General features: G+C 64.4%; 28 protein-coding genes and 1 tRNA gene. 12 read left to right on the forward strand and 17 right to left on the reverse strand.

The annotated features are described in order from the left end of the window. Window positions 1-62: 62 nt before the first annotated feature. The gene (locus ACY9XZ_RS03260) at window positions 63-338 is read left to right on the forward strand and encodes a MarR family transcriptional regulator (RefSeq protein WP_463455641.1); all 276 of its coding nucleotides are present in this window, start codon (window positions 63-65) and stop codon (window positions 336-338) included. Window positions 339-439: 101 nt separating this feature from the next. Beyond that, entirely contained in the window at window positions 440-1513 is a 1074-nt protein-coding gene (locus ACY9XZ_RS03265; RefSeq protein WP_463455642.1) for a tubulin/FtsZ family protein, read from the forward strand. A 50-nt stretch (window positions 1514-1563) separates the two neighbouring features. On the opposite strand, the gene ACY9XZ_RS03270 is transcribed toward ACY9XZ_RS03265, so the two are convergent. From ACY9XZ_RS03270 to ACY9XZ_RS03280, 3 genes are all read right to left on the reverse strand, one after another. Then, window positions 1564-2907 (reverse strand): alkaline phosphatase family protein, encoded by a 1344-nt coding sequence (locus ACY9XZ_RS03270; RefSeq protein ID WP_463455643.1) that lies wholly within the window; start codon window positions 2905-2907, stop codon window positions 1564-1566. Between the two features lie 87 nt (window positions 2908-2994). After that, window positions 2995-3120 carry a hypothetical protein gene (locus ACY9XZ_RS03275; protein ID WP_004518538.1) on the reverse strand — a complete coding sequence of 42 codons (126 nt, stop codon included), beginning with the start codon at window positions 3118-3120 and terminating at the stop codon, window positions 2995-2997. Window positions 3121-3247: 127 nt separating this feature from the next. After that, window positions 3248-3781, reverse strand: coding sequence for an inorganic diphosphatase (locus ACY9XZ_RS03280; protein ID WP_004593839.1), 534 nt, complete (start codon window positions 3779-3781; stop codon window positions 3248-3250). Window positions 3782-4078: 297 nt separating this feature from the next. Here ACY9XZ_RS03280 and ACY9XZ_RS03285 point away from each other — a divergent pair, with 297 nt between their 5' ends. Then, window positions 4079-4438, forward strand: coding sequence for a PadR family transcriptional regulator (locus ACY9XZ_RS03285; protein ID WP_004518536.1), 360 nt, complete (start codon window positions 4079-4081; stop codon window positions 4436-4438). An 84-nt stretch (window positions 4439-4522) separates the two neighbouring features. On the opposite strand, the gene ACY9XZ_RS03290 is transcribed toward ACY9XZ_RS03285, so the two are convergent. Genes ACY9XZ_RS03290 through ACY9XZ_RS03300 form a run of 3 tightly spaced genes read right to left on the reverse strand, consistent with a single transcriptional unit; the run spans window position 4523 to window position 6109 of the window. After that, the gene (locus ACY9XZ_RS03290) at window positions 4523-5077 is read right to left on the reverse strand and encodes a DUF7108 family protein (RefSeq protein ID WP_463455644.1); all 555 of its coding nucleotides are present in this window, start codon (window positions 5075-5077) and stop codon (window positions 4523-4525) included. Beyond that, window positions 5070-5666, reverse strand: coding sequence for a ribonuclease HI (gene rnhA, locus ACY9XZ_RS03295; RefSeq protein WP_463455645.1), 597 nt, complete (start codon window positions 5664-5666; stop codon window positions 5070-5072). The genes ACY9XZ_RS03290 and rnhA overlap by 8 nt, the downstream gene beginning before the upstream one ends. A 47-nt stretch (window positions 5667-5713) precedes the next feature. After that, window positions 5714-6109, reverse strand: coding sequence for a hypothetical protein (locus tag ACY9XZ_RS03300; protein ID WP_463455646.1), 396 nt, complete (start codon window positions 6107-6109; stop codon window positions 5714-5716). A 100-nt stretch (window positions 6110-6209) separates the two neighbouring features. On the opposite strand from ACY9XZ_RS03300, the gene nreA reads away from it, so the two are divergent. Beyond that, the gene (gene nreA, locus ACY9XZ_RS03305) at window positions 6210-7502 is read left to right on the forward strand and encodes a DNA repair protein NreA (RefSeq protein ID WP_463455647.1); all 1293 of its coding nucleotides are present in this window, start codon (window positions 6210-6212) and stop codon (window positions 7500-7502) included. Between the two features lie 89 nt (window positions 7503-7591). On the opposite strand, the gene ACY9XZ_RS03310 is transcribed toward nreA, so the two are convergent. Continuing rightward, window positions 7592-7753 (reverse strand): DUF7560 family zinc ribbon protein, encoded by a 162-nt coding sequence (locus ACY9XZ_RS03310; protein ID WP_463455648.1) that lies wholly within the window; start codon window positions 7751-7753, stop codon window positions 7592-7594. 264 nt (window positions 7754-8017) lie between these two features. On the opposite strand from ACY9XZ_RS03310, the gene ACY9XZ_RS03315 reads away from it, so the two are divergent. Next, window positions 8018-8434 carry a low molecular weight phosphatase family protein gene (locus tag ACY9XZ_RS03315; protein ID WP_463455649.1) on the forward strand — a complete coding sequence of 139 codons (417 nt, stop codon included), beginning with the start codon at window positions 8018-8020 and terminating at the stop codon, window positions 8432-8434. A 55-nt stretch (window positions 8435-8489) separates the two neighbouring features. On the opposite strand, the gene ACY9XZ_RS03320 is transcribed toward ACY9XZ_RS03315, so the two are convergent. From ACY9XZ_RS03320 to ACY9XZ_RS03335, 4 genes are all read right to left on the reverse strand, one after another. Further along, window positions 8490-9344: a hypothetical protein gene (locus ACY9XZ_RS03320; RefSeq protein ID WP_463455650.1), complete on the reverse strand. Its 855-nt coding sequence runs from the start codon at window positions 9342-9344 to the stop codon at window positions 8490-8492. Between the two features lie 289 nt (window positions 9345-9633). Then, a tRNA-Ile gene (locus ACY9XZ_RS03325) sits at window positions 9634-9707 on the reverse strand. Between the two features lie 81 nt (window positions 9708-9788). Then, window positions 9789-10334 carry an FxsA family protein gene (locus tag ACY9XZ_RS03330; RefSeq protein ID WP_463455651.1) on the reverse strand — a complete coding sequence of 182 codons (546 nt, stop codon included), beginning with the start codon at window positions 10332-10334 and terminating at the stop codon, window positions 9789-9791. Between the two features lie 74 nt (window positions 10335-10408). Continuing rightward, window positions 10409-11785: a cytochrome P450 gene (locus ACY9XZ_RS03335; protein ID WP_463455652.1), complete on the reverse strand. Its 1377-nt coding sequence runs from the start codon at window positions 11783-11785 to the stop codon at window positions 10409-10411. A gap of 81 nt (window positions 11786-11866) precedes the next feature. On the opposite strand from ACY9XZ_RS03335, the gene ACY9XZ_RS03340 reads away from it, so the two are divergent. Together ACY9XZ_RS03340 and ACY9XZ_RS03345 are read left to right on the forward strand one after the other, a co-directional pair. After that, window positions 11867-13480, forward strand: coding sequence for a DUF255 domain-containing protein (locus tag ACY9XZ_RS03340; protein ID WP_463455653.1), 1614 nt, complete (start codon window positions 11867-11869; stop codon window positions 13478-13480). A 76-nt stretch (window positions 13481-13556) separates the two neighbouring features. Continuing rightward, window positions 13557-14363: a TrmB family transcriptional regulator gene (locus ACY9XZ_RS03345; protein WP_463455654.1), complete on the forward strand. Its 807-nt coding sequence runs from the start codon at window positions 13557-13559 to the stop codon at window positions 14361-14363. A 71-nt stretch (window positions 14364-14434) separates the two neighbouring features. Here the strand turns inward: ACY9XZ_RS03345 and mptA are convergent, their stop codons facing one another. The 3 genes from mptA to ahbB all read right to left on the reverse strand — a co-directional run bounded on the left by mptA (window position 14435) and on the right by ahbB (window position 17170). Further along, a complete protein-coding gene (mptA, locus tag ACY9XZ_RS03350) occupies window positions 14435-15361 on the reverse strand; it encodes a GTP cyclohydrolase MptA (RefSeq protein ID WP_463455655.1) in 927 nt (308 codons plus the stop codon). 97 nt (window positions 15362-15458) lie between these two features. Continuing rightward, on the reverse strand, window positions 15459-16058 hold the full coding sequence (locus ACY9XZ_RS03355) for a response regulator (RefSeq protein WP_463455656.1): 600 nt from the start codon (window positions 16056-16058) through the stop codon (window positions 15459-15461). Between the two features lie 74 nt (window positions 16059-16132). Beyond that, entirely contained in the window at window positions 16133-17170 is a 1038-nt protein-coding gene (gene ahbB / locus ACY9XZ_RS03360) for a siroheme decarboxylase subunit beta (protein WP_463455657.1), read from the reverse strand. A 109-nt stretch (window positions 17171-17279) separates the two neighbouring features. Between ahbB and ACY9XZ_RS03365 the strand changes: the two genes are divergently transcribed. The 3 genes from ACY9XZ_RS03365 (at window position 17280) to ACY9XZ_RS03375 (ending at window position 20080) form a co-directional block, all read left to right on the forward strand. Continuing rightward, on the forward strand, window positions 17280-18365 hold the full coding sequence (locus ACY9XZ_RS03365) for an anthranilate phosphoribosyltransferase (protein WP_463455658.1): 1086 nt from the start codon (window positions 17280-17282) through the stop codon (window positions 18363-18365). Between the two features lie 57 nt (window positions 18366-18422). Continuing rightward, window positions 18423-19355 (forward strand): alpha/beta fold hydrolase, encoded by a 933-nt coding sequence (locus ACY9XZ_RS03370; RefSeq protein WP_463455659.1) that lies wholly within the window; start codon window positions 18423-18425, stop codon window positions 19353-19355. A 176-nt stretch (window positions 19356-19531) separates the two neighbouring features. Beyond that, window positions 19532-20080, forward strand: coding sequence for a peptidylprolyl isomerase (locus ACY9XZ_RS03375; protein WP_463455660.1), 549 nt, complete (start codon window positions 19532-19534; stop codon window positions 20078-20080). Between the two features lie 5 nt (window positions 20081-20085). On the opposite strand, the gene ACY9XZ_RS03380 is transcribed toward ACY9XZ_RS03375, so the two are convergent. Beyond that, window positions 20086-22422, reverse strand: coding sequence for an amino acid permease (locus ACY9XZ_RS03380; RefSeq protein WP_463455661.1), 2337 nt, complete (start codon window positions 22420-22422; stop codon window positions 20086-20088). Between the two features lie 214 nt (window positions 22423-22636). Between ACY9XZ_RS03380 and ACY9XZ_RS03385 the strand changes: the two genes are divergently transcribed. Together ACY9XZ_RS03385 and ACY9XZ_RS03390 are read left to right on the forward strand one after the other, a co-directional pair. Continuing rightward, window positions 22637-23422: an MOSC domain-containing protein gene (locus ACY9XZ_RS03385; protein WP_463455662.1), complete on the forward strand. Its 786-nt coding sequence runs from the start codon at window positions 22637-22639 to the stop codon at window positions 23420-23422. A gap of 57 nt (window positions 23423-23479) precedes the next feature. Further along, on the forward strand, window positions 23480-23821 hold the full coding sequence (locus tag ACY9XZ_RS03390) for a ferredoxin (RefSeq protein ID WP_463455663.1): 342 nt from the start codon (window positions 23480-23482) through the stop codon (window positions 23819-23821). Between the two features lie 28 nt (window positions 23822-23849). On the opposite strand, the gene ACY9XZ_RS03395 is transcribed toward ACY9XZ_RS03390, so the two are convergent. Both ACY9XZ_RS03395 and ACY9XZ_RS03400 read right to left on the reverse strand, forming a co-directional pair. Then, window positions 23850-25169: an ABC transporter ATP-binding protein gene (locus tag ACY9XZ_RS03395; protein WP_463455664.1), complete on the reverse strand. Its 1320-nt coding sequence runs from the start codon at window positions 25167-25169 to the stop codon at window positions 23850-23852. Then, the gene (locus ACY9XZ_RS03400) at window positions 25162-26277 is read right to left on the reverse strand and encodes an ABC transporter ATP-binding protein (RefSeq protein WP_463455665.1); all 1116 of its coding nucleotides are present in this window, start codon (window positions 26275-26277) and stop codon (window positions 25162-25164) included. Before ACY9XZ_RS03400 ends, ACY9XZ_RS03395 begins: the two co-directional genes overlap by 8 nt. Window positions 26278-26279 lie beyond the last annotated feature (2 nt).

A 26279-nucleotide genomic window follows, 5' to 3' on the forward strand; every position in this document is an offset into this window, starting at 1 on the left:
CCACAGAGCATAATCACGAACAGAAAATATTATCACTCTGTATTGGATAAGGGAGTAGTACCATGAGCGCATCCGACGTGCAGCCTGCCGACACCGACAGCGAACGCGAGAACAGCGGCTGGGACGCCGTTCGCGACCTCCCGCCGAGCGCGAAACTCGTCGCAAAAGTCCTGGAGTACAACGACACGCTGACCCAGAGCCAACTCGCCGAGGAGACGCTACTGCCACCGCGGACGGTCCGATACGCCCTCTCCCGTCTCGACGATGTCGGCGTCATCGACTCCCGGTTCTCGTTTGCCGACGCGCGCAAGCGGATCTACACGCTCCGGGTCGAGTAACCGCCATCCGCTTCCCGCGCCGACACCGGTTTCACTCCCCCTTGTCGCCCGTTCACAGTGTGAGGACAACGTTGATTAGTCAGCCTCACAAGATATCCGGTATGAAAGTCGTCCTGATTGGTGTCGGGCAGGCTGGCGGGAAAGTAACCCAGTCTCTTGCCCAATTCGATTACGACATGGGGTTCGACGCCGTTCGAGGTGCCCTCGCCGTCAATACGGCACGGGCCGACCTCCAGAACCTCGATATCGACACGGCCCTCATCGGCCAGGACCGCGTGAAAGGCCACGGCGTCGGCGGCGACAACGAGCTCGGGGCCCAGATCATGCAGGAGAACGCCACCGAGGTGCTCGACGAACTCGACGGTCGCATCACGACCGAGGCCGAGGCCATCGTCGTCGTCGCCGGCCTCGGCGGCGGCACCGGCTCGGGCGGCGCGCCGATGCTCGCCCGCGAACTCAAGCGCATCTACGAGAAGCCGGTGTACGTCCTCGGCATCCTCCCCGGCCGGGACGAGGGCGGCCTCTACCAGGCCAACGCTGGCCGCTCACTCAAGACCGCAGCCCGCGAGGCCGACTCTCTTCTCCTCGTCGACAACGACGCCTGGCGCGGCAGCGGCGACAGCGTCGCCGCCGGCTTCGAACGCGTCAACGACGCCATCTCACAGCGCGTCGGTTTGCTGTTTGCTTCCGGCGAGGCGGTCGAGGGGGTCGGCGAAAGCGTCGTCGACTCCTCGGAGATCATCAACACGCTCAGGGGCGGCGGCATCGCCTCTATCGGCTACGCCAGCGCCGAGGCCAGCGAGGAGGCCGGCGAGAACGTCAACACTATCACCAGCGTCACCCGGAACGCCCTCCTCACGAGCATGAGCCTTCCCAACGCGGTCAAGGCCGACTCGGCCCTCCTCGTCGTCGCGGGCGACCCAGAGCGCCTCTCGCGGAAAGGCGTCGAGCGGGCGCGCCGCTGGGTGGAAGACCAGACCGGCAGCATGGAGGTCCGGGGCGGGGACTTCCCGCTCGGGTCCGATAAGATCGCCTCGCTCATCGTCCTCTCGGGCGTCGAACGCTCCGAACGGGTCGACGAGTTCATGAAACGCGCCCGCGAGGCAGCCGACTCCCAGGGCGGGACGACCGACCCGGACGAGTTCACGAACGACGAACTGGACGGCTTGTTTTAATCGCTGTTTTCCGCTCGGAAAACGAACCCTAATCCGACACGGCGACAGCCTCAGGCGAGGCTGCTACCGTCGAACTTCGCGCGGTCGAAGTCGTGGTCGAGCAGGTCGAGAATTGTCGGTGCGATGTCGTAGAGGTCGGCGTCTTCGATGCGAACGTCCGGGTCATCGACCAGGAGCGTCGCGTTGTCGAAGCTGTGCATCCCGTTTCGCGGCCCGACACCGAACACGTCGTCGGAGCCCTTGAATCCGGCCTTCAGGTCGAAACCGTGGTTCGGGACGACGGTGAGATCCGGCGCGATGTCGTCGTGGTCGCCGCGGTAGGCTTCCTCCTTGGTGACGACGCGGTCGGCGACCTTCTTGCCGTCAGGACCTTCCAGTGCTTCGAGGCGCTGTTTGAGGTCTGCGCGAACGGACTCGTACATGTCCTTTGGCACGCCGCCGTTCGGTTCGCGGTCCTCGAGGTTGATGTAGAAGCGCCCGGGGATGAGCGAGTAGGCCTTCGTGTCCTCGCTGATGTCGCCGAGTTCGGAGTGGTCGTCGGTCGCGTAGTCGAGCCACCCCTCCTCCTGGAGCCACTCGTTGAAGTGGACCTCGTAGTCGAGGGAGGTGAAGCCGTGGTCCGAGGCGACGACCATCGTCACGTCGTCGGGGAGTCGGTCGCGCAGGTCACCGAGATAGGCGTCGACCTGCTTGTAGAACTCGAAAAAGGCCTCCTGGTTCTCGCCGTCGCGCTCGTAGTCCTTGAACAGGAAGTGGTTGACCCGGTCCGTGGTCATGAACACGCCGAAAAACAGGTCCCAGTCGTCCTGGTCGACGTAGTGTTTGAACGCTTCGTACCGCTTTTCGAGCGTCTTGTGAGCATCGTCGACGAAGTCGCTCTTGTCGTCGTCGTGGCCGAGCTTGGCGTTGACGTCGATCCGGTAGTCGCTGTCCTGGAGGTGGTCACGGAGTTCGTCCGGGTAGGCGGCCTTATCGACGCCGGGTGAAAGGAAACCCGACACCATCCGCTGGACGTTGCGCTGTGGCGGGAAGGTGACCGGCACGTTCAGCACCGTCGCGTTGCGGCCCTCGTCGGTAACGCGGTCCCAGAGCCGCGTCGCTTGCACGTCACGGCCCATCGGGACGTAAGTATCGTAGGAGCCGACCTCGCGGTCCTGGAAGCCGTAGACCCCCGTTTGGCCGGGATTAACGCCGGTCGTCAGCGCCGGCCAGCAGGCGCTCGACTCGGGTGGGACGATACTGTCGATGGGGCCGGCGCTTCCCTCGGCCGCCATCTCCGTGAGGTTCGGGAACACGTCGGGGTGTTCGTCGATGAGGCTGAACGGTACGCCGTCGATACCGAAGAAGGCAACACGCGGTGCGTCGTCGCCCTTCAATCGGTCGAATAATCCCATACGACCCGTTAGTCAGGTCAGGAACAAGAAACTTCTTTTCGGAGCCGCGTCATCGAAAGCGGCAATATCGTCGACACGGGCGAACGGTCAGGACGACTGGTCCGCGTTCTCCGGAACCACGGTCAGGTGTGCGATCCCGGGTGTCGATCGCCGTTCGACTCGCGGAACGACGGTCGTGTGGTCCAGCGCCGTGTCGGTGTCGTCAGTAGCCATACACGTATCGATAGCCGCTACACGGGCAAAAGATTACCCATGCTCATACATAATCGGTGATGCCTGCCGGTATTACTTCTAGAAATACGCCCGGTGCGGACCGAAAACGCCGGATCGGCCGGAACCGTTAGTTGAACTCCTCGTCGTACAGTTCCTGGGCGTGGACGATGGCGTCCTTCGCGGCTTCTTTGTCCTCCCAGCCGAGCGTTTCGACTTCCTTGCCCTCTTCGAGGTTCTTGTACGTCGAGAAGAACTCGTCAATCTCGTCGAGGGTCTGCTGTGGGATGTCGTCGAGGTCCTCGATGTGGTCATATCGCGGGTCCTCGATCGGGACTGCGATGACCTTGTCGTCTTGCTCGCCGTCGTCGTCCATCTTCATCAGGGCAACGGGGCGGGCCTCGATGACACAGCCGGGGAACGTCTGGTCTTCGACGAGGACGAGCACGTCGAAGGGGTCCTCGTCGTCGTAGTACGACTGCGGAATGAAACCGTAGTCGGACGGATAGTGAACGTTTGAATGCAGGACGCGGTCGAGGACGACACCGGGGATGTCCTTCTCGTACTCGTACTTGTTACGCTCGCCTTTCAGGCACTCGACGACGGCGTAGATTTCTTCGGGGGGGTTCGGTCCAGTTTCGAGGTCTTCCCAGAGGTTCGTCATCACCGGCGACTGCGCGACGCCGTCAAAAAATCCTTTCGTAATAGCCACAGCAATCCGGTATTATGCGCTATATAACCCAATAATATCTAACTATAGATATATTCTTAGATTACACTTACTACCTGAAAACGACAATCTGAAAGCAGATTAATCGGAAACTCAGTTCAGCTAAGACCGACTAATATAAATTTCTCGATATTATTGTAGTTGCTAGTTGTGTGGTGGTTAATGCCCCACAGCAGGCGTTGTGCGCCAGAGTTAACAAGTGTTAAATAGCTTGCTGACATTTACTCAACTATGTCAGAGGCACAAACAGTTACTGACAGTCCGGGCATCGCAAAAGAACTTACCGCTTTTCAGCAGAATATCCTGGTAATACTCGCTGAGGAGCCTCGGTATGGTCTCGCTATCAAGCGCGAACTCGAAGAATACTACGACGACGAAGTCAACCACGGTCGCCTGTACCCGAACCTCGACGACCTCGTCGAGATGGGTCTCGTCGAAAAGAGCGAACTCGACAAGCGAACGAACCAGTACTCCCTGACGGAGTCGGGCAAGGACGCAGTCCTTGACCAGCTCGGATGGGTGTTCGGAAAGTTCATTTCCGACGACGGTCGAGCCGACGAACTCCGTGATCTGATCGCGGCGCAGCAGTAGACTCGCAACTGGGCACCTGCGAACTACTGTTAATCCATTCCTAACGCGAAACAAACACTGATTACCGACGGGTGTACTGAGCAGTTAGGCCTCGGGAACGCGGCCGCCGGCTTCTTCCATAGTGAGTCGGATCGACTGGTCCAGAACCGATTGTTGTTCCTCAGTCGGCCAGGCGTTCCGACGGACGTAGTCGTCCCGAAACTCCTGTAGTTCGTCCGGCGTCGCCTCGGAGATCTGTTTCGCGTAGTGATTCCCCATGAAATCGGCGAGCAGTTCCGCGTTGGCCCCGTGAGTCTCGCCGTGTGCTTCGGTGACAGCTTCGACGACGGCTCGGTTTGCAGCGTCGATCTCCGCCCACTCGTCCGGGTCACCGGGACCCGAAAGCCGTATCTCGACGCCACGTTCGATGTCGTCGACCCGTTCCGGACGGATGACGCCGTCATCGACCCATCCGACGGGATGGCAGACGAGCACGTCGCCGGTCTCGTCGTTCCTGATGCGGGCAGTGTAGTCGTACTCGGCGAGGATTTCGTCGCGTTCGGTCCTGTAAGCGTCTGCCTCGGCATCGTCGACCGCCTCGCGAGCGAGCCTTGTCAGCCGTTCGGCCTCTTCGGTCACGTCTGTCGGCAGGTCAGTCATCGTCGAGTGCGTCGTTGGCTAGTTGGTCCGCACGGTCGTTTATTTCCCGCGGAACGTGCTCGATCTGCCAGTCGTCGAAGTCGGTCAGCAGTTCGCGGACGCGGACACGGTTCTCGCGCAGTTCGGGATCGTTCGTGTCCCACTCGCCCCGGACCTGCTTGACGATAAGCTCCGAGTCGCCCCGGATGTGGACGTCGTCGAACCCGTAATCGCGTGCGACTTCGACCGCGCGGATGAGCGCCTGGTACTCCGCCTGATTGTTCGTAGCTGTTCCGATCGTCTCCCCGCCCTCCGTGACAATCCCGCTGTCGTCGACCAGCACGTAGCCGACCGAGGCCGGCCCCGGGTTGCCCCGCGACGCGCCGTCGAAGTACGCGTGGACGCGACCGCCGTCGCTGCCGCGCAAGAGAGCTTCCAGCTGTGCGGTTCCTTCGCCCTGCACGACCACTTTGCCGTCGTAGGCGACTGCCGTCGCGCCGCCGTATTCGACGCGCCAGCGTTCGTGGTCGGTGTTTCCCTGTTGGATATCGAGTCCCGCGTCCGCCAGCCGCTCGCGGGCCGTCGTCTCATCGCATTCAATGACCGGCATTGTCCGAGGGTGGCTGACCCGTCGGTATAGACGTTGTGATCGGCCTATCAGTTCCCGGCGTTCCTGCTGAGTCGCTCTGCACCGGTCTGTCGACCCTCTTCACCGCCCAGTACCCGGTCAAGGACGCCGACGAAGCCACCGATGGTGACGATGGCGCCGGCGGCGAACATTACTGACAGGATGGGGTCGACAGGCTCAATGAGGATTGGTGAGATGAACAGGACGATCCCGGAGACGATAGCTATCGCTGCTGCGACGGGGCTTACCTGCTTCCCCGACGAGACGCGGTAGGCGGAGTGGGCGAGCGTGAGGGCCGCGAGCTCCCCGACGAGGAGGTTGACAAGCGCCTGCTGGTAGGCCACCGGAATGATCGCCGAGACGAATATGACACCCATGCTGACGAGCGTTGCACCGAGCAGGAACCACTTCGTTGTATTTACCATGATTTATATCACCTGTTGTTACTCAATCCAACCCTGTAAGAGTTGCTCTCCCACGGACCGCTGGAAAGGTTCTTATCGGGGAGAGCCGAAAGCGTGACAGATGCAACTCGACGAGTTCATCGAGGGATTCGAGGAGGACGAAGCCGCACAGCGGCGTCGCCTCGCGGCGGAGAAATCCTACGCGATCACGGACCACCTCGAAGACGTCGAGCGGCAGTTCGAGGCGGCGGTGCAGGGCGATTCGTTGTTCGGATCGACCTCTCCGGAGATATTCGTCGGCCGGTCGGGGTATCCCAACGTCTCGACGGGGCTGCTCTCCCCGGTCGATACCGACGCCGCCGCTGCCGGGTTCGCGACCAGCCGCGACTGGTATCAGGAGGGGCTGGGCATCGAGGACGTCCTCCAGCGCCGGACTGGCATGGTGAACTCGACGCAGACGACATCGGTCGATTCCGTCAGCGCCAGTGGCGGGCGCGGCAGCAGCGGCGGGGTCCACGACGTCTGGAACGGCTTCGTGGGCGTCCAGCGGGAGGTCGCTATCGCGGACCATCCCGTCGACGTAGAGGTGGGTCTCGACGGCACCCCGGAGATGGATGTGAGTTTCGACGACGTGGGGACGCCGACGGGGCCGCGGGCCCACGCGACGGGGGCCGATCTGGCGGAGAACCCCCACGTTCCTCGACCCGTGGAAAAGACGCTATCGGACGACGACTGGCGCGCGGAGGGCGCGATGGCGTACCTGTACCGCCGTGGGTTCGACGTGTACGACATCAACACGATCCTCTCAGCCGGGGCACTCGGGCAGGCCAGCGAGCGGTCGCTGGTGCCGACGCGGTGGTCGATCACCGCCGTCGACGACACGGTCGGCCAGTACGTCCGCGGCACGCTGCGCAACGCCGACACCATCGACAAGCCCGAGCTGTGGTACAACGAGTACATGGGGAACCGCTACTGGGTCGTACTCGCGCCCGGGCGCTGGGAATTCGAACTCGTCGAGATGAAAGCCCCACAGAGCGTCTGGAACCCGCGGCCCGAGACGGGCTACTACATGTCCAGCGCTCACGAGGGGTACGAGGGGCGGACGGCCTACGTCGAAGAGACTGCGGGGGCGTACTACGCCGCACGGCTCGGCGTCCTCGAACACCTACAGGAGCGGGACAGACAGGCCAAATGCCTGGTGCTGCGGGAGATCACCGACGACTACTGGGCACCGGTCGGCGTCTGGCAGGTCCGTGAAGGAGTCCGGAACGCCTTCGACGGCGAGCCCGGAACCGCTCAGTCCTTCCGGGAGACGCTGACGGCAATCGCCGACCAACTCCCCGTCAGTCTCGGACAGTTGCGGCGCAAGTCTGAACTCGTCGCCGGGCTTCAGTCACAGTTAAGCGACTTCTAACGGCAACCGAATTGCGCTAAAAAGCGGCCACGCCAGTACCGGCCGTCGGGACCACCCGTCACGACTGGTCGTCAGATCGACGGTACAGTTCAGGGGTTGTCGGTGCTGTGTGGCGGGATTTCGACGAACGCCGGGGTATCGACTTCGCCCGCACAAACTGGGCACCCAACCGCCAGTAGGCGCTCCCGAACGCCGCTATCGACCGTTGCACACGCATCACAGCTCGGGCACGTGAAACGGTACTCCGGCATGTACGGAGTCACAGACTGGAGTGGCCGAAGGAAGTATCCCCTCAATTTGATGGGGATATAGATGGACTGTTGTAGCACCGCCTGGAGAGCCCTTCCCCGCACTGTCACCTCGCAATCGGTCAGATTCGGCTCCCCCGACTTATTGACCCATACTCGACAGCCGGCCCGGAAAACCACCGTCAGTAGTCGCCGAGTGTCGCAGATATATAGATCACAATAGCGGTCTTAGGAAGGGTTATTCCGCTTGCTCGGAACTACTATGCTATGACTGATACACCCCTGAAGTTCGGATTCGTATGCGTCCAAAACGCGGGCCGAAGTCAGATGTCTGCGGCGTTTGCCGAGCGAGAACGCGCCCGCCGCGGACTCGAAGACAAGGTCGAAATCCTGACCGGCGGCACGGACCCCGCGGACGAAGTCCATCCGGAGGTCGTCGAAGCCATGCAGGAACGCGACATCGACCTGTCCGACCGAGTCCCGCGAGCGGTTTCAGACGACGAACTCAACAGTTGCACCGTCGTTGCGACAATGGGATGTTCGACGCTCGAACTCGACGCGGACGTGGAAGTGCGAGATTGGGCGCTGGATGACCCACACGGGCAGTCCATCGAGCGGGTCCGCGAGATCCGGGACGACATCGAACAGCGCGTCGCCGACCTGTTCGACGAGTACGCTGACTAACGGACACAGGGACGGGCCGTCGCGCCGGTCGAACGGTTCGGACCCTGGCCGTCGACTACCACTCGACGTACGTGAGGTACTCGACCTGTTCGTACTCCAGCAGCCACGTGCCGTAGCTATCAGTGACCTCGATCCCCTCGTGGTCCCGGATACGGTCGGTTACTGCCCGAAAAGCCTCGTCGTCCTCGAAATACCCGCCGTCGATGGCCTCCTCGACGACCTCCCGTTCGGCGTCGGAAAGCCCCGTGAGCGTGAACAGGTACTGGTCTCGAATCCGGTCGGCAAACGAGTCGACGCCGGAAGCGACCTCCGTCACTTCGTATCGATATTCGGTCTCAGGGACGGTTCGTGTATCGACCGTGATCCGATAGCGGTCCCCGTCGTGGACGATGATATCGTACTGCTGCTCCGGGACGAACACAGATCCGTCACCCACTTCTTCGGCGGTTCCGTACCCGACACCCACGTCGTACCCCTCTCCGGTGGGTGGTTCCTCGTCCACGATGATCGGGTCGAGGCGCTGGCGGTCCGCCGCCGGTAGCTCCTCGTACGCGATTTCGCCGATCTCTGCCGTCGAATCAGCCGGATCGAAATCGATGCGCACCTCGTACACCGTCACCTCACTGCTCGCAAGCGGCGTCTCCGAAACCTCGTAGAATGAGTCGTCGATACGAACCGTGTCGGTGTGGTCGAACAGTTCGTTTCGACCCCGTCGCGTCGCAGAGCCGTTTTCGACGGCCGCCGAGACGACCGTGTGTTCCGGCGACCCCGGTTCCGGCGATATCGAAACCTGATTGGCAATGTCGGCCGCTGTCGCGTCGTCCATGTCCAGCACGACTGAGGGATGACCACAGCCGGCGACGGCCGCGAGGAGGGTCGTTCCACCCGCGAGGAACTGGCGTCGTCGCATACAGCTACTGACAGGCAACCGTAAGGAAAGGGTTCCGGTGAGCTTAGCCCTGCTCAAGTTCGCAGTCGCGGGTGACCCGTTACTTTTCCATCTGCGGAGACACAGCCTATTCTATGGAAGTGACAGAACGCTCGGAAAATTCATGGGCCAACGCGGATTGTGAACCAGAGGAAGACGGTCGGGCTCACGCCGTTCGCCCGCTGCGACTTCCAGGGTTCAAATCCGCTCAGATGCACGATTCATGCGCCACAGACTCGTCACTCCGTTTCTCGTTGTGTGGCGAAGATAGTGGGCCAACGCGGATTTGAACCGCGAACCTCCCGGTTATCAGCCGAGCGCTCAACCTGATTGAGCTATTGGCCCAACGCATTCAGTTGTACCCGAGGGGTATTGAAAAGGGTAACGTTTCGTGGGCGGTTGGGGATGTGAAACCGCGTCAGGGCTTCAGTTTTCGTCGTTGTCCTCGAAGTCGACATCGGTAGCTTCGTTAGGGTCAAAGGAGGTGCCGGAGCCGGGACTGGGGCCGCCCTCCGGCCCGGTCGGACCGGGGCCGGCCGGGCCGCCGTCTTCGTCGGGGAAGCCACCGATGTACACCTGCCCGCTGGCGAAGCCGCCGGTCTTGGCGTCGATGTAGGGCCGGACGACCCAGCGGCGCGTGGCGGCGCGGACGGGGTAGCGCGTGAACGGCACCGCGAGCAGGAGGCCGACGAAGTCGGTCACCAGGCCGGGGGTGAGGAAGAACGCGCCGGCGGCGATGAGGAGACCGCCGTCGATGAGTTCGTCGGTCGGGAGTTCACCGACCGCGAGCCGCTGTTGGATCTTCCGAAGCGTCGCCCGACCTTCGGCGCGGACCAACAGCATGCCGACCAGCGCCGTCAGGACGACGAGCGCGACCGTCACGAGCGAGCCGAGGAACGGTATCGCGACCGTCACCAGCAACACGATGTCGAACAGCGGGATGAGCAGCAACAGCCCGATGACCCGGAGCATACCACTGTTTGCAGGCCCGCCCCCAAACGCCTTTCGAGAGCGGAATCGAGCGGCCGGTCGTCCGGAGTAGCGGGTCAGCGGTCCCGCAGTCGGACTTCGATGGGCTCCGTGGGACTCAGGGTGATCTGCATCGCCAGCGAGAACGGCGGTTCGGTGACCGCTTCGACGGCATACTGCTGGGCGATGGTCGCCAGCGCGAGCTTGGCCTCCATCCGGGCGAAGCGCATCCCGATGCAGTGCCGTGGGCCACCGCCGAAGGGGTAGTAGGCGTACTCCGGCAGCGACGCTTCGAGATCGTCGGTCCACCGCTCGGGGCGGAACGCGTCTGGCGCGTCGTACCACCGGTCGTCCCTGTGGACGAGCCACTGCGGGAGGGTGAGCTGTGCCTCGGGGGAGAGCTCGTACCCACCGAGCGTCACCGGCTCCGTCGGCTGGCGAAACACCGTAAACGCGGGCGGGTACAGCCGCAGCACCTCGTTCAGCACGCTATCCAGATACGGCAGTTCGAACAGGTCTTCGGGCGTCGGCTGGCGATTCCCCAGCGTCGTGTCGAGTTCGTCGTGGAGGCGCTGCTGGCACTCGGGGTTGTTCGCCAGCAGGAACCAGGCGTAGGTGAGCGTCAGCGCCGTCGTGTCGTGACCGGCGACGAGGAAGGTCAGCAGTTGATGACCCAGTCGCTCGCGGTCCATCGTCTCCTCGTCGAGCGAGAGCAGTAGGGAGAGCACGTCGTCGCGCGCCTCGCGGGCGTGGTCGGCCTCGTGCTGACGGGCGGCAATCACGTCGTCGAGCGTCGACTGGAACTCGGCGAGCGAGCGATTGACAGCCCGATTCGTTCCCGTCGGGACCCACAGCGGGAGGTACGCCGACAGCGACCGCGGGTCCAGCCGCTTGCGCAGTGCATCCAGTAACGGCTCCAGCGCCTCCGCGGTGGTCTCGATATCCACGTCGAGCAGCGTCTTCCCGAGGATGTTCAGCGTCAGCGACTGCATGTGCGGGAGCACGTTGATGCGCTGGCCGTCGGCCCACCCCGTCGCTGTCTGATCGGCGAACGCGGTCATCGTCTCGCCGTAGGCGGCGATTCGCTCCCGATAGAACGCCGGCTGGAGCGCCGTCCGCTGGCGCTGCCACTCCTCGCCCTCCAGCAGGAACAGCCCCTCGCCGATGAACTGTCCGAGCGTGTCCTGGAGGAGGCGGCCCTTCTCGTAGGCGTCGGCGTCGGTCACCAACACCTGCTCGACGAGGTCGGGATGGCAGACGAAACAGCCCGTCGTCCCGGCGACGTTGTACCCCACGATATCCGACTCGTGAGCCCCGGCGCGGTCATAGAACCCAAGCGGGTCACGCAACATCGCGACGGTGTTGTCGAGAAACGGGACGCGACCGAGACGGGGTGGGCGGTCGCCCGGCGTGACCGGCTCGGGCGCTTCGGGAATCGCCTGCTGGGTATCCATCGTCGGCGCTTGGGCCGCCCCGCCAATCGGTCTTTCGCCGGGAGTGAGAGGGCCTTTGTACGCCCACCGCCCAGACCAGGTATGGACGAGTACGCACGCGACACCAAGGTCGAGTGGCGCGAGTGGGGCGCAGCCCCGTTCGAGGACGCCGCCGAGTCCGGGAAGCCGGTACTGCTGGCGCTGACGGTCCCGTGGAGCGCCGAATGCCGGGCAATGGATCGGGGCACGTACGGCGAGCCGCGCATCGCGGCCAACATCAACGACGGGTTCGTTCCGATCCGCGTCGACGCCGACCGCAACCCGCGGGTCCGGGAGCGGTACACGATGGGCGGGTTCCCGTCGACGGTGTTTCTCACTCCCGAGGGAGAGGTCATCACCGGCGCGACGTTTCTCGGGCCGGATGGGTTCCGCGGCATCCTAGACTCCGTCCGTGAGTCGTGGGACGCCCAGGGCGCGGCGGCAGGCTCGGTCCCCCGCCAGCTACAGGACGAATCGCCGCCGGCCGGCGAACTCCGGCCACGCATCGAGGAGCACATGGTCGAGCAACTGCTGGGCGCGTTCGACGACGAGTTCGGCGGCTGGGGCACCGACGTGAAGTTCCCGCTCCCGCGGACTGTCGAGTTCGCCCTCGTCCGTGCGCGGGACCAGGCCACCCGGACGCTCGAAGCGATCCGCACGCACCTGCTCGACACCTACGACGGCGGCTTCTTCCGGTACGCGACGGAGCGCAACTGGGGGAACCCCCGGCGCGAGAAACTGCTGGACGAGAACGCCGCCCTGGTCCGGGCGTTTGCCCACGGCTACCGCTACACGGGAACCGAGGCGTACCGGGACGCCGCCCAGCGGACCGTCGACTACCTCTCGACGACGCTGTGGGCCGGCGACGCGTTCGCGGCGAGCCAGGCCGGTTCGGACGAGTACTACCGGCTGGAACCGAGCGAGCGCGAGGACACAGTGCCGCCTAACGTCGACGAGACGGTGTTCGCCGACCGCAACGGGCTCGCCATCGATGCCCTGCTGTGGGTCGCTGCCTACACTGACGACGAGCGCGCCCAGCAGTACGCCAGTCGTGCCAGAGACGCTGTCTGTGACACACTCGTCGACGGCGGCGAGGTCGCTCACTACGACGGCGCGGACAGCGATACTGGCCTGCTGCTGGACCAGGCCCAGCTCCTCCAGGGCCTGACGACGAGCTGGCAGGTCCTCGGTGAGCCGGGGCCAGCCAGAGCGGTCGCCGACTGGACCATCGAGCACCGCCAGCAGGACGGCGGCGCGTTCCGCGACGGACCAGCAAGCGGCGCGGGGCTCTGTAACCGCTCGCTCCATCCCCTCGACGCGACGGTGGAACTGGCCGACGCACTGGTCGACCTCGCGGCACTCACCGGCGAGGACCGGTACCGCAACGCGGCGCTGTCGGCCGTCGAGTCCTTCGCCGGCGCGGCCGAGCGGATGGGCGTCGAAGTGGCCGGCTACGCCGGTGTCGCAGCCCGCCTCCAGCAACCCGGGACCCTCACCGTCGGCACCGAGGCGGGGACGGACCTCCACCGCGCGGCCCTGCGGCTCGCCGACCACGAGACAACGGTCGTTCCAGAGCCGGACGGCGACGGTACGGCGCGGCTTCTCGACGGCGACGCTATCGTCGCCGAGGGGACGACGCCGTCCGAGCTTGAAGCCGCGCTGACCGGCGAACACTGACCGGAACAACGGCAGCAAACGTGGACAAACGGTAAACGCCCGATAAGTTTTTGCACTCGTACCCTGATGTGTGGGTATGTCCAGTCTCAGAGATCTCGGGCTCTCCGAGTACGAAGCCAGGGCGTACCGGTCGCTGCTGGAAACCGGGCCGACGACGGCCAAGGAACTGTCGCGCGCTAGTGACGTGCCGATGGGCCGCATCTACGACGTGCTCAACAGCCTCGAAACGTATAATCTGGTCCGCAGCCAGACCGCCAGCCGGCCGAAAAAGTACGTCGCAGTCGAGCCGGATACGGCCCTCGACCGCTTGCTCGAAGACAAGAAACGTGAACTCCAGGAGAAAGTCGGCCAGTACGAGGAGATCGTCGACGACCTCTCCTCGCAACTGGAGTCGGCGGACCCCGTCGAGGAGCCGTTCTGGACGGCCGCCGTCGGTCCCAACGACTCGCTTGATCTGTTGCTCGAACGGCTGGCCGCCGCCGACGACGAGATCATCATGGTCGGCTCGGCCCCCGCTCGACAGGTAGATATTCTCTCCGGCACTGAGCGGATCGTCGACGAACTCGAAGCGGCGTTAGAGCGGGGCGTGGAGGTGTCCCTGCTCGTTCGACCGGACCTCTTCGAGAGTTTGCCGGACGAGGCCAACCGCGAGTACTACGAGCGGCTCTTTCACTACGACAACTACAGCGCCCGTGCCAGCCCGAACATCAGGACCACGTTCGAGCTACTGGACGGCGTCGAGGTCTGTATCGAGGTTCCACACCCCCTCGGCCGCGAGGAGACCTTCGGCGTCATCGACATGAAGGACTCGGATTTCACTGCCGATATCACCAAGGCGTTTGAAGAACACTGGGCCGAAGCGACGCCGGTCGGGCCGCCGTAGCTGTGTCCATCTGCGCGGGAGCGCCAAAATCACAGACACCATTCCGAGGACTTCGCTTCGCTCAGCCCTCGCTACTCGCTAACTTCCTGCCGCAGATCAGCTAACTGTGCCACACGCTCGGCGTGGGCGTTGTGCTGGTGGATGGACTCGTCGTTGGACTGTTTCATCGTCACAACAGCGTCGTCCGGCAGGTCAGGGAACCGCTCGACGACACCTTCGGCGAGCGCGCGAACGCAGTCCTCGACAAACTTTGCGTCCTTGTGGGCCTCGTAGGTCATGTGGTCCTCGTCGGGCCGCTTCGCGAGGTTGTAGATGCGGGCACTCATCGAGTCGCGGGCGACTTCGATGAGTTCGTTCAGGTCAACCTCGGGCGCGCCCTCGCTCTGGACGGTGAGCGTGGCGTGACCCCGCTGTGAGTGGCCGGCCTGCGGATTGGTTTCGAGGAACTCCTCGATGACATCCTCGTCGACATCTAGCTGCTGGAGCGTCTCGCGAGCACGGGAAGCCGACATACCTTGAGAGCACGGACAGACCGTCATCCCGGTGACGCGAGCACCGATCTCCTCGCTTGTCCCGTCTTCGGTCGCCGTCGCCGAGGCGATGATATCAGCGGTCGACTGCGTCGGCATTCCGGATGCCGGCGTGGATTCGTGGGTGACGTACTCCGCCTCCATCCGCACCTCCGCCTTCGTCGTGTAGTCGTGTTTCTCAAGCAGCAGTTCGGCGGCGTCGCCACAAACGTCCTCCACGCGGTAGGCTTCCTCCGACACGGCGGTTTCCAGCGTCTCGTCGATGACCTCCATATTGCGGGACATATCCGCACCCTTTCGCCAGGACGGCAGATCCACGAACACTTCGAACTCCGCCATGAGTACGATGGGGTCGCGGTCACGACGCCCCAGTTTGACGAGTTTCTCGACGCCCGTCACACCGACGCGATTGAGACCGACCGTTACGTCCGGACTCGACGCCTGCACGTCCGGGAGTTGTTGACTCATTGCCCTCCCTATGGAAGAGAATCGGTTAGTGCTTTCGAAAGGGTGGGTAGGTCGCCGTGAGCAACGTTACCGCAGAAAGTAGCCGCTCGAAACCGGGTCAGGGTTGTGTGTTGTCCGGCATCGAATCGCCCGTCTCGAAGTCCCGGAACAGCAACTCGAAGTCCGTGGCGTCGAACGAATCCGTGATCTCGTCAAGTTCCGCCCGCACCTCCGCGAGCTCAGCTTGCAGTTCGGAGAACTCCTCGCTCTCATCGAGGACGCGCTGTGGTTTCGAAGACTCCAGTGCGGCGTATTTCGCCGTGAGCGAATAGCACTCACGCAACCGTTCCTCGTAATCGGCGTACAGACGCAACTGCTCGATCGTTTGGAAGAGGTCCGCCTTCGACACCGGTTTGATGACGTAATCGTCGAAAGGCATCTCGATGATATCGAAGTCCGGATCCACTGCGGTCACCATCGCCACGCGCGTATCGTAGCGTTTCTCACGGATCGCCGACAGCACCTCGTCGCCGGAGAGGTCCGGCATCCGGCGGTCAAGCAGGACAACATCGACCGTGGAATCCAGCTTCGAAAGGGCGGCCTCACCGCTGTATGCCGTCTCGACTGTGTATCGATCCCGCAACTGTTCCGCGTAGACGTCGGCCACCGCTGGCTCGTCGTCAACGACGAGGATTGTCGCTCGCCGACCCTTTGTCATTAGCTAGCACGTTTATAACAGAATTTCAAAAGGGTTCCGGCCGCCCGATGCCGATCTGCATTATCGACCAGGCCCTACTGGCCGACGATGTCGTCGTATCGGGCCCCGGTCTGTTTGAGCGTCGCCGTCGAGTAGAGCCGGTCATGGTCGTAGGGGAGATGTTCGGTCGCGAGTTCGTCTATCTTCTGGTCGACCACGGTCGCTTCGCGGCCGTGAATCATCGTGAAGAGATTGTACTGCCAGTCCTGCTCCGGGCGGCGTGGCCGGTGGTAACAGAGCGTGACATACGGGAGTTCGCCGACCGCCTGTCCCCGTTCGTCGAGGGCGTCGTCCGGCACGTCCCAGACGACCATGCAGTTGTTGTCGAACCCGGTGACGATGTGGTTGACGACACAGCCGATGCGCTTGATACAGCCGGTTCGCTTGAGCCGCTTGATCGCTGCAAGTACTTCGGACACCTCGGCATCGACAGCGTCCGCCACGTCCCGGTACGGTGTTGCGACGAGCGGGAACCCGGTCTGGATTTCGAGCAGCAACCGCCGATCCAGTTCCGAGAGGTCAGCGGCGGCGTCTTCACTTATCCGCGTTGCGCTGGCGTCAGTCGTCTCTAGGCTCTCCCGGGCGAACCGGTCACCGTTGACGACTGGGAACTCCAAGTCGATGTAGTAGTCCGTCAACATCGGCAAGACGAGCACCGGACAGCCGGTCCGTTCCTCGATCTCGGCCAGAATCTCGTCGCGTCGCTGTCGGGACCCCGCGGTGACGACGAACCACATGTTCCACTCGTGGTCGCGGGCGTAGTTGTGGTTCACCTGCCGGTACTCGTTGATGACCTCGGCTACCTCGTCGAACTGATCCTCCGGAGCACTGACAGCAGCCAGCGTCGAAGAGCCGATAACCGGCGGATTCAGAACCGGGCCGAACCGACGGAAGATGCCGTCGTCACGGAGCCGCTTGACCCGATCAAGGGCTGTCTCTGCCGAGACCCCCAGCGCGTCACCGACAGCCTCGAACGGGCGTTCCTGAATCGGGAAGTCGCTCTGGAACTCGTCGATGAGCGCGGCGTCTACCTCGTCGATGCGCTCGCGCCACTCGCCCGACTGGAGACTCATTGATTCTCATTAGGAGTGTACTGGTGTATCCCTTTCGGGACCCCAGCCAGTTCCCGCAAATTGAGAACGAAACGCAGGGGCTTTTGAACTCTGGCCCGAACACGTTTCCATGGCACAAGCGACCCGGGAGTACGGCGAATGGCCGCTCAAACGACTCATGACGGAAGTCGTCGGCTCCGGCCACAAATCGGCCGACGACATGTCCCGCACACAGGCCCGGGAGGCGTTCCGGCGCATCCTCGGCGGCGAACCCGACCACACGACGCTTGGCGCGTTCTGGCTCGCCAACCGCTGGAAACGCAACACCCCAGAGGAACTGGGTGCGTACGTCGACGTGATGTCCGAGGAATCAGTCGAGACAGCGACCCCGGAGGCCGACCCTGTCGACTGCGGGGCCAACTACGACGGCAAGGGCCGGTCCGCGATTCTCGGCGTCGGCGCAGGCGTCGTCGCGGCCGCCGCCGGTACGCCCGTCGTCGTCCACTCCGGCGACCGCGTCCCCACGCAGAAGCAGGACGCCTACAAGCACGTGCTGGACGAACTGGGCGTGCGTACCGAAATCGAGCCGGGCGAAAGCGCCGATATGGTCGACGAGGTCGGCTTCGGCTTCTACTACCAGCCGGCGTTCAACCCAGGCATCGACGCGCTGTTCGACCGCCGCGACAACATGGGCGTCCGGACCTTCGTCAACACTGTCGAGACGCTTGCGAACCCGGCCAATGCCCGCGTCCATCTCGGCAGCTTCTATCACTTGGCGTTCGCGAAGAAGATGGTCCGAACGCTCGCCCAGTCTGAGACCAGCAGCGTCGAGCGCGCCCTGTTCTTCCAGGGAATGGAAGGCTACGACGACGTCCGCCCCGGCGAAACTATCGTTGCCGAATGGCCCGTCACCGGCGACGAGTCCGACGACGAGGACATCGCGGACTTCGAAATCCGCACCGGCGAGTACGGCATGGATATCGAGAGCGAGGACTTGCAGGTCGACAACGTGGCCGAAGAGTCAGCGGCGATAACCGAGGCCGTGTTGACCGGCGAGCGCGAGGACGGTTTCGCCGACGCCGTGGCGCTCAACGCTGCCCTCCGTATCTACGCCCGTGAGGACGCCGACAGCATCCAGGACGGGCTGGAGCAGGCCCGTGACGCGATTGCCGACGGCAGCGCGGCGGACACGCTCGACGAACTCCAAGCCTTCTAAGCTGGCGACTGGACCCGGAGCGGAACCCACTTCTACCGAGCGGGCGAAGAGGTGTCGATGGGACAACACGCCAGCGCTCGCGACAGCACTGCGTGGACGGTGCCCGCGTCGGAGACGCCCGGGGTTCACGAGCTGGTCGACACCAACGGTATCAGGCTCCACGCCGTGACCGCCGGGCCGCCGGACGGCGATCTCGTCGTCCTGCTGCATGGCTTTCCGGAGTTCTGGTACGCCTGGAAGCACCAGCTGCCGGCGCTCGCTGACGCCGGGTACCGTGTGATCGCGCCGGACCTCCGGGGCTACAACCACTCCGACAAGCCCGACGGCGTCGCCGCGTACCACATCGACGAACTGGTCGCCGACGTTGCGGGCCTCGTTGCAGCGTTCGACCGCGAGCAGGCCCACGTGGTCGGTCACGACTGGGGCGGCCTGGTTGCCTGGCAGACCGCAATGGACCGCCCCGATATCGTCGACCGGCTGGCGGTGCTAAACGCCCCGCATCCCACCGCCTACGAGCGAGAGCTCCGCCGCTCGTTCGAGCAGCTCCTGCGTTCGTGGTACGTACTGTTCTTTCAGCTTCCGGCGCTGCCAGAGGCCAGCCTCCGCTGGAACGATTTCGCCATGTTGGACCGCATCCTCACTGACGGACCGACCCACCCTGACGCGTTCACCGAGACGGACATCGAGCGGTACAGGCGAGCGCTCGGTCAGCCGGGCGCGCTGACGGCGGCCATCAATTACTACCGAGCGCTCGCCCGTCGGAACGCGAAGCTGACGCTCACCCAGGACGGCGTCGGCGACCGCCCGGTAACGGCTCCGACACTTCTCGTCTGGGGCGTGCAGGACGACGCGCTATCGCTGTCGCTGACCGAGGACCTCGACGAGTGGGTCCCGGACTGTCGGGTCGAGCGGCTCCCGGCGGCGAGCCACTGGGTCCAGTTCGACGCGCCCGAACAGGTGTCGGACCACCTGCTGTCACATCTGCCGTAGCCCACAGTGGCGAGCAGCCGACACTCCCGGACGCGTGGCGGCGTGTCGGACACCCGCTTGACGCCACGCGGTCGCTCGTCAGGACATAGCGGGCGTGGCTTCGTTTCGGTATATCAATGTCCGGGTCGTGGCGCGTAGTGGGCAGGCTTTTCTGCCGGGCTTCCCTCCGACTGAGTATGAGCGACCTGACCGCGACTCTCCACACGACAGAGGGCGAGATCGACGTCGAACTGTACGAGGACCGCGTGCCGACCACGGTCGAGAACTTCGTCGGCCTGGCCGAAGGGGCCGACGACTACGACGGGACCGAAATCGGTCCGGGGACCGGCGCGTGGGAAGATCCCGAGTCCGGCGAGAAGCGCATCGACCCGCTGTACACCGATATCGAGATCCACCGAATCATCGAGGACTTCATGATCCAGATGGGTGACCCGACCGGCACCGGCCGCGGCGGCCCCGGCTACTCCTTCGACGACGAGTTCCACGACGAACTCAGCCACGACGGGGCGGGCGTCCTCAGCATGGCCAACAGCGGCCCGAACACCAACGGCTCACAGTTCTTCATCACGCTCGACGCCCAGCCCCACCTCGACGGCAAGCACGCCGTCTTCGGGAAGGTCATCGACGGGATGGAGGTCGTCGAGTCCATCGGCAGCGTCGACACGGACCGCAACGACGCGCCGACCGAAGAAATGCTGCTCGAATCGGTCGAGATTCACCGGTAATCTCCTCAGTTCCAGTCGGGGCTCGAACCCCGCTGTGAACCGGACCGCGACAGCCGCTTTCTGAGATATCGCGTCACCGGGAACAGCCGCTCGCTCAGCTGGTCGGAAACGCCGGTCTGGCTGGCGTAGACGAGCACCGGGACGTTCCGTGCTTCGGCGAGTGCGATGACCTCGTCCGGGGTGCTTCCGAACAGGGCCTGTCTGAGCCAGCGGTCCCGCGACGCGCCGATGACCAGGACGCCGCCGTTCTCCGCCGCGGTGTCTACGAGCCCGCTGGCGACGGATCCGGCCTGTACGTTGTGAACCCGTGTCGTCTCGACGGCTTCCAGCGCGTCGAGGGTCATCCCGGAGGCTTCGGCGGTCCCGCTGCCCTCCGTGGTGACGTTGATGAGGTGGAGTTCGCTCCCCAGTTGGCCGAGCGCGTTGACGAGCGGGAGGACGGCCTGGTGGTGCGGGCCGCCGCCAGCGCCGATGTTGATGACGTCGAGGTCGGCCGCGGTCGTGGTCTGGTCGACGAAGAACACGTCACAGGGCGCCTCATGCTCGACGGTTTCAGCCACGGCCTGGTGGCGCTCGGGATATCCCATGAGTATGAGGTCAGCGTCGTCGTCACGAGCCGTCTGGAGGATATCGAAGGCGATGTCCCGACAGGTATGGCCCTCGATGTGGAGCTCGGCGTCGTAGTCGCGCCCCTCCAGTGCAGACCGGATGCGCTCGGTGCGGGCTTTCGCCGTCTCCTGGACCGTCTCCCATGGCGTCTGGTCGGGTACCTGGGTGACGTTGAGGACGTGGACGATTGGGTCCGCGTCGGACGCGTTGGCCAGTGCCGCCGCCAGTTCGACGTAACGGGTAGCCCGTTCCGGGCGCGCAACCGGAACGAGGACGCGGAAGCCGCTGGCGGTGGCGGCCGGTTCGGCCTCGCTGTCGTCAGTCACCGTTGTCGACGCTGCCGTTTCGGGGACAACCTCGCGGAGCAGGTCCTCGGTTTCCGGCGCGCCGCCCCAGGCGAGATACGCGACGACCATCGCGCCCGTCAGCACCAGCCCAGTCACGACGCCTTTCGGCGGGAGGTTGTAGATGAGACCGAGATTCGCGAGCACGCCGATGACCGGCACGACAGGGACGCCCGGCACGCGAAAGCCGCGTGTGATGTCGGGGAACCGCCGCCGGGAGTAGATGAGCGCGACGTTGACGACGGCCAGCGGCAGGAGGAGGTTCAGCGTCGCGAAGCCGGTCAGAGCGTTCAGCCCCAGGTTGGGGCCGAATCCGGCGAGCAGGCCACCCTCCGCCGGGAACAGCGCGATGAAGAACACGATAAGCAGAATGATCACCGCCGTCGCGGTCCCAACGCTCCACGACGGCGTCCCGTAGTTGGGATGGATGCGCGAGAAGCGCCGCGGGGCCTGCCCACGGGTCCCCATCAGCGAGCCGATGCTGCTCGCGGCGAGAATCGAGGCGTTCGAGGCAGACACCATCGAGAAGATCGCGCCGGCGACGATGAGACTTTCACCGATACCTCCGAGGAACGACGCGGCGACCCGACCCATCGCCGTCTCGCCCTCCTGTGCGATGACCTCGGCCGGGATCGGGGAGTTCACCATCGCGATGATGACAAACGCATACAGGATAGTCACCGTCACCATGCTCGCGGCGATGGCGCGGGGGACGGTTCGCTTTGGCTCGATTATTTCCCCCGCGCTGGCCGCGATAGCCGAGAAACCGAAGAAGGTGATAAACGCCAGCGCCGAGATGGTGAGGATGTCGACTGGGCCGCCGCTGAAACTGCCGGCGAACTGACCGGCAGCCGCCGAGGGCCCACGGAAGGCGAACGCCCCGCCGATGAACGCGAGGAGGACGGCGACCTTTGCCCCTGTGACGATGAGCTGGAACCCTCCGCTCTCCTCGGTCCCCCGTGCATTCAGGATGCCAAGCAGGAGCGCCGTCGCCACGCCCGCAGTCCCGTGTGGCAGGAAGTGGAGCGATTCGGGGAGAATGAAACGGACGACCCACTCGTCCATCGTCGCGAGATAGAACGCCGTCGTGCCGGTGTAGCCCAGAAACAGCGACATGCCGATGCCGTAGGTCAGTAGGTCCTGGTCCTCGAAGGTCTGTGAACAGAAAAGGTAGCCGCCGCCGTTCTCGGAGTAGACGGACGCGAACTCGGAGTACGCCGCCGCGGTGACGCCGGCGATGACGGCCGCAATGACGAACGCGATGACCGCGCTCGACCCGATCGCTGCGACGGCTGTCCCGGACAGCGAGAAGATCCCGGCAGCGATCATCGTCCCGAGGCCGATTGCGAACGCAATCTTGAAATCTAACGACCGGGTGTGCTCAACCATTCACCTGACAACTGTTTGCCAGAGTCACCACGTAATAGTGTCGCCTAAAATGACTTTCTGAGTGCCACTCTCGTTCCGTCTTCGGTTATATAGACGGGACGACCGACTCCAGGGGACCGGCGATGGAGGTAAAGCGGTCCGCACCCGTTCAGAACAGTCGCACCGCCGCACGGAACGGGCACTGCTATAGGCCCGGCCGCCGAAACCGCTGCCAATGGCGCACGTCGAGCGACTCACCGTCTACCCCGTCAAGGCGCTGGACGGCATGGACCGCGAATCGGTATCGATACTGCCGGGCGGGACGCTGGCCCACGACCGCGAGTTCGCCATGTTCGACGCCGACGGCGGCGTGGTCAACGGGAAGCGGACCGACCGCGTCCACGGCGTCGACACCGGCTACGACCCCGAAACGGGAACGCTGTCGGTCACCACCGACGACGACAGCGCATCGTTCGAACTCCAAAGCGAGCCCGGTCGCGAGCGGGCGGCCGACTGGCTCAGCGCGTTCTTCGGCGTCGACCTGACGGTCGAGCGCGACGAGACGCTAGGGTACGTCGACCGCCGGGAGATGGGGCCGTCGGTCATCAGCACCGCGACGCTGGAGACCGTGGCGTCGTGGTTCGACGACGTGACCGTCGACGGACTGCGCCGGCGGCTCCGGGCGAACGTCGAAATCGGTGGCGTCCCGGCGTTCTGGGAGGACCGCTTCGTCGGCGCGGACGCCCCCGCCTTCCGGGCCGGTGGCGTTTACTTCGAGGGGGTGACCCCCTGCGGTCGCTGTGTGGTCCCCCAGCGAGACCCCGACACCGGCGAGGAAACCCCGGAGTTCAGAGAGCGGTTCATCGAACGCCGGAAAGCGACGTTCCCGAAGTGGGCCGACCGGGACGCCTTCGATCACTTCTACACCCTGATGCTCATCGCCCGCGTTCCCGAGGCTGACCGCGGCACGGACCTCGCCGTCGGGGACCCCGTCGAGGTCGTGTCGGCGGCCGAGACGTAACGGGCGAATCTCGGGGAGACCGACAATCGAAAGGCGGTCCGCCGCGAAAGAGCGACAATGGCAGACGCGGACGACACCGTCGACCCGAGCGAGTTCGGCGAACAGGACGGTCCCCCGGTCGAGGAGAAGCCCTACAAGATCATCTTCGAGGCCAACAAGTGCTTCGGCGCGGGCAAGTGCGCCGAGAAGTCGCGCAACTGGACGCTCGACCTGGACACCGGGATCGCAAAGCCCGAGACCTACTTCATCGGTGAGGAGGACCTCGACCACAACATCGCGGCCGCGGAGGCCTGTCCGGCGAAGAAGGACCGGGGTATCATCCACGTCGTCGACCGGCGGACGAACGAGGAGATCGCGCCGGACCCCAACGGCGACGGCACCCTTTCGGTCGACTGGTAGCGGCTACCCGAGTCGGAGCGAAACTCCTTCAGTCCTGTCCGTCCCGACAGAGATGGCAGGCGACTGTGTGGCGGTCGGTCCCGTACGCCGGGCTGACCTCGTAGTCCGGCTCAGCCTGGGCGCAGATACTCCGTTCCGCGAACCCTTCGAGCAGCCGCTCCGACGCCGTCTCCCAGTCGTCGGTAGTGATGTCAGCGATCGCGTCCGACAAGAGAGTGCCGGCCTCCCCGCCGGGTAGCGAGCCGTCGAAGAACCGCTGGCGAATCGCGTCGGGGTCGGTATCGGTGAAGTCCCGGCGCTTGACATGACGCATGAACGACCGCACGCGCTCCCACTCGCCGTCGGTCAGGTCGTACTCGGCGGGGGCGATGAGCTCCGGACAGCGGGTGCGGAACCGACAGCCAGACGGCGGGTCGATAGGCGAGGGAACGTCGCCTTCCAGTACGCCGCGGTGGCCGTCGGCCCGCGGGTCCGGCACGGGAATCGAGTCGAGCAACGCCTGCGTGTACGGGTGGCTCGGGTTCTCGAACAGTTCCCGCTTGTCGGCCAGTTCGACCAGTTGGCCCAGATACATCACCGCCACGCGGTCGGAGATGTGCCTGATGACGGAGAGGTCGTGGGCGATGAACAGGTAGGTGAGGCCGAACTCCTGCTGGAGGTCCCGCATCGTGTTCAACACCTGCGCCTGGATCGACACGTCCAGCGCGCTGACCGGTTCGTCACAGACGATGAAGTCGGGGTTGACCGACAGCGCCCGGGCGAGGTTGATGCGCTGTCGCTGCCCGCCGGAGAAGGCGTGGGGATAGCGGTTGTAGTGTTGCGGGTCCAGGCCGACCTTCTCCAGCAGTTCCTGGGCCCTGGCGGCCCGGCCCTCGCTGTCCAACATCCCGTGGGCCTGCATCGGCTCCTCGACGATTTTCCCGACTTTCATCCGGGGGTCCAGGGACGATTGGGGATCCTGGAAGATCATCTGGATGTCCTTGCGGGTGTTCCGCAGTCGCTCGCCCGAGAGGGCAGCCAGATCCTCACCTTTGAAGTAGATGCTCCCCTCGGTCGGCTCCAGCAGGCGGATGATGGTCCGTGCGAGCGTGCTCTTGCCACAGCCGGACTCGCCGACCAGCCCCAGAGTCTCGCCCTTGCGGATGGTGAAGGAAACGTCCTCGACGGCCCTGACCCACTCGCGGCCGGTTTCGACCGGGAGCCCGTCTGCGTCGCGGTCGAAGGAGAGCCAGGAAAACATCCCCTCCTCGTTCGCGAAGTACTTGCTGACGTTCCGTATGTCCACAAGCGGCTCGCCGAAGCCGGTGGTGTCCGTGCCGTCGGACACCGAGCTGGCGCGTTCAGTCATCAGTCTCACCGCCAGACAGGGACACGTCGAACCCGCCGCCGGCCCCGGTCTCAAGCGGCGGCGACCCCTCGTACGTCGTCTCGAACGCGTCGTGTTTGATACAGGCGGCCCGGTGTTCCGGGAGGCCGTCGGTGACAGCTCGGCAGTCAGGATTCGTCGTCTTGCAGGCCTCGCGGGCCTCCGGACAGCGCGTGTGGAACCGACAGCCGGAGGGCGGGTTTATCGCCTCGGGCATCACCCCCTTGATAGGGTTCAGTTCCTCGACCGTCTCGTCGGGCCGCGGGACCGAATCCAGCAGGGCTTCGGTGTAAGGGTGTTGGGTGTCGTAGAACAGGTCGTCGACGGGGGCCTGCTCGACGATTTCGCCGAGGTACATCACGTTCACCCGGTCACAGATTTCGGCGACGACGCCCATGTCGTGGGTCACCCAGACGAAGCTGGTGCCGTACCGCTCCTGGAGCTCCTCGACGAGATCGAGAATCTGGGCCTCGACGGTCACATCGAGCGCCGTCGTCGGTTCATCGGCGATGATGAGCGACGGTTCGCAGGCCAGCGCCATCGCGATGAGCACGCGCTGGCGCATCCCGCCGGAGAACTGGTGGGGGTAGTCGTCGTACCGGGCCGCGGCCTCGGGGATACCGACTTCGCGGAGCATCTGCACCGCCGTTTCACGAGCGGCCTGCTCCGAGAGACCACGGTTGAGTTCGATGAACTCCCGGAGCTGGCCGCCGACGGTGAACACCGGATTGAGGGACTCCATCGGGTCCTGGAAGATGATCGCGATCTCCCTGCCGCGGATCCGCTCGCGGAGTTCGCCGTCCGGTATCGTCGCATCGGTTCGGTACGGCTCGCCGTCGTCGGCCCGTTCGACTTCGATAAGCGTCTCGCCCTTGAACTCGATGCGCCCGCCGACGATCCGGCCCGGCGACTCGACCAGGCGCATGATCGCCGAGACGGCGACGCTCTTGCCGGCCCCGGATTCGCCGACCAGCCCGACCAGTTCGCCCTCGCGAACGTCGAAACTGATGCCGTCGACGGCCCGGACGACGCCGTCTTCGGTGAAAAACTGGACTTCGAGGTCGTCAACGCTGAGGAGTGGAGCAGACATGG

The sequence above is a fragment of the Haloarcula sp. HT12 genome, from assembly GCF_055271655.1.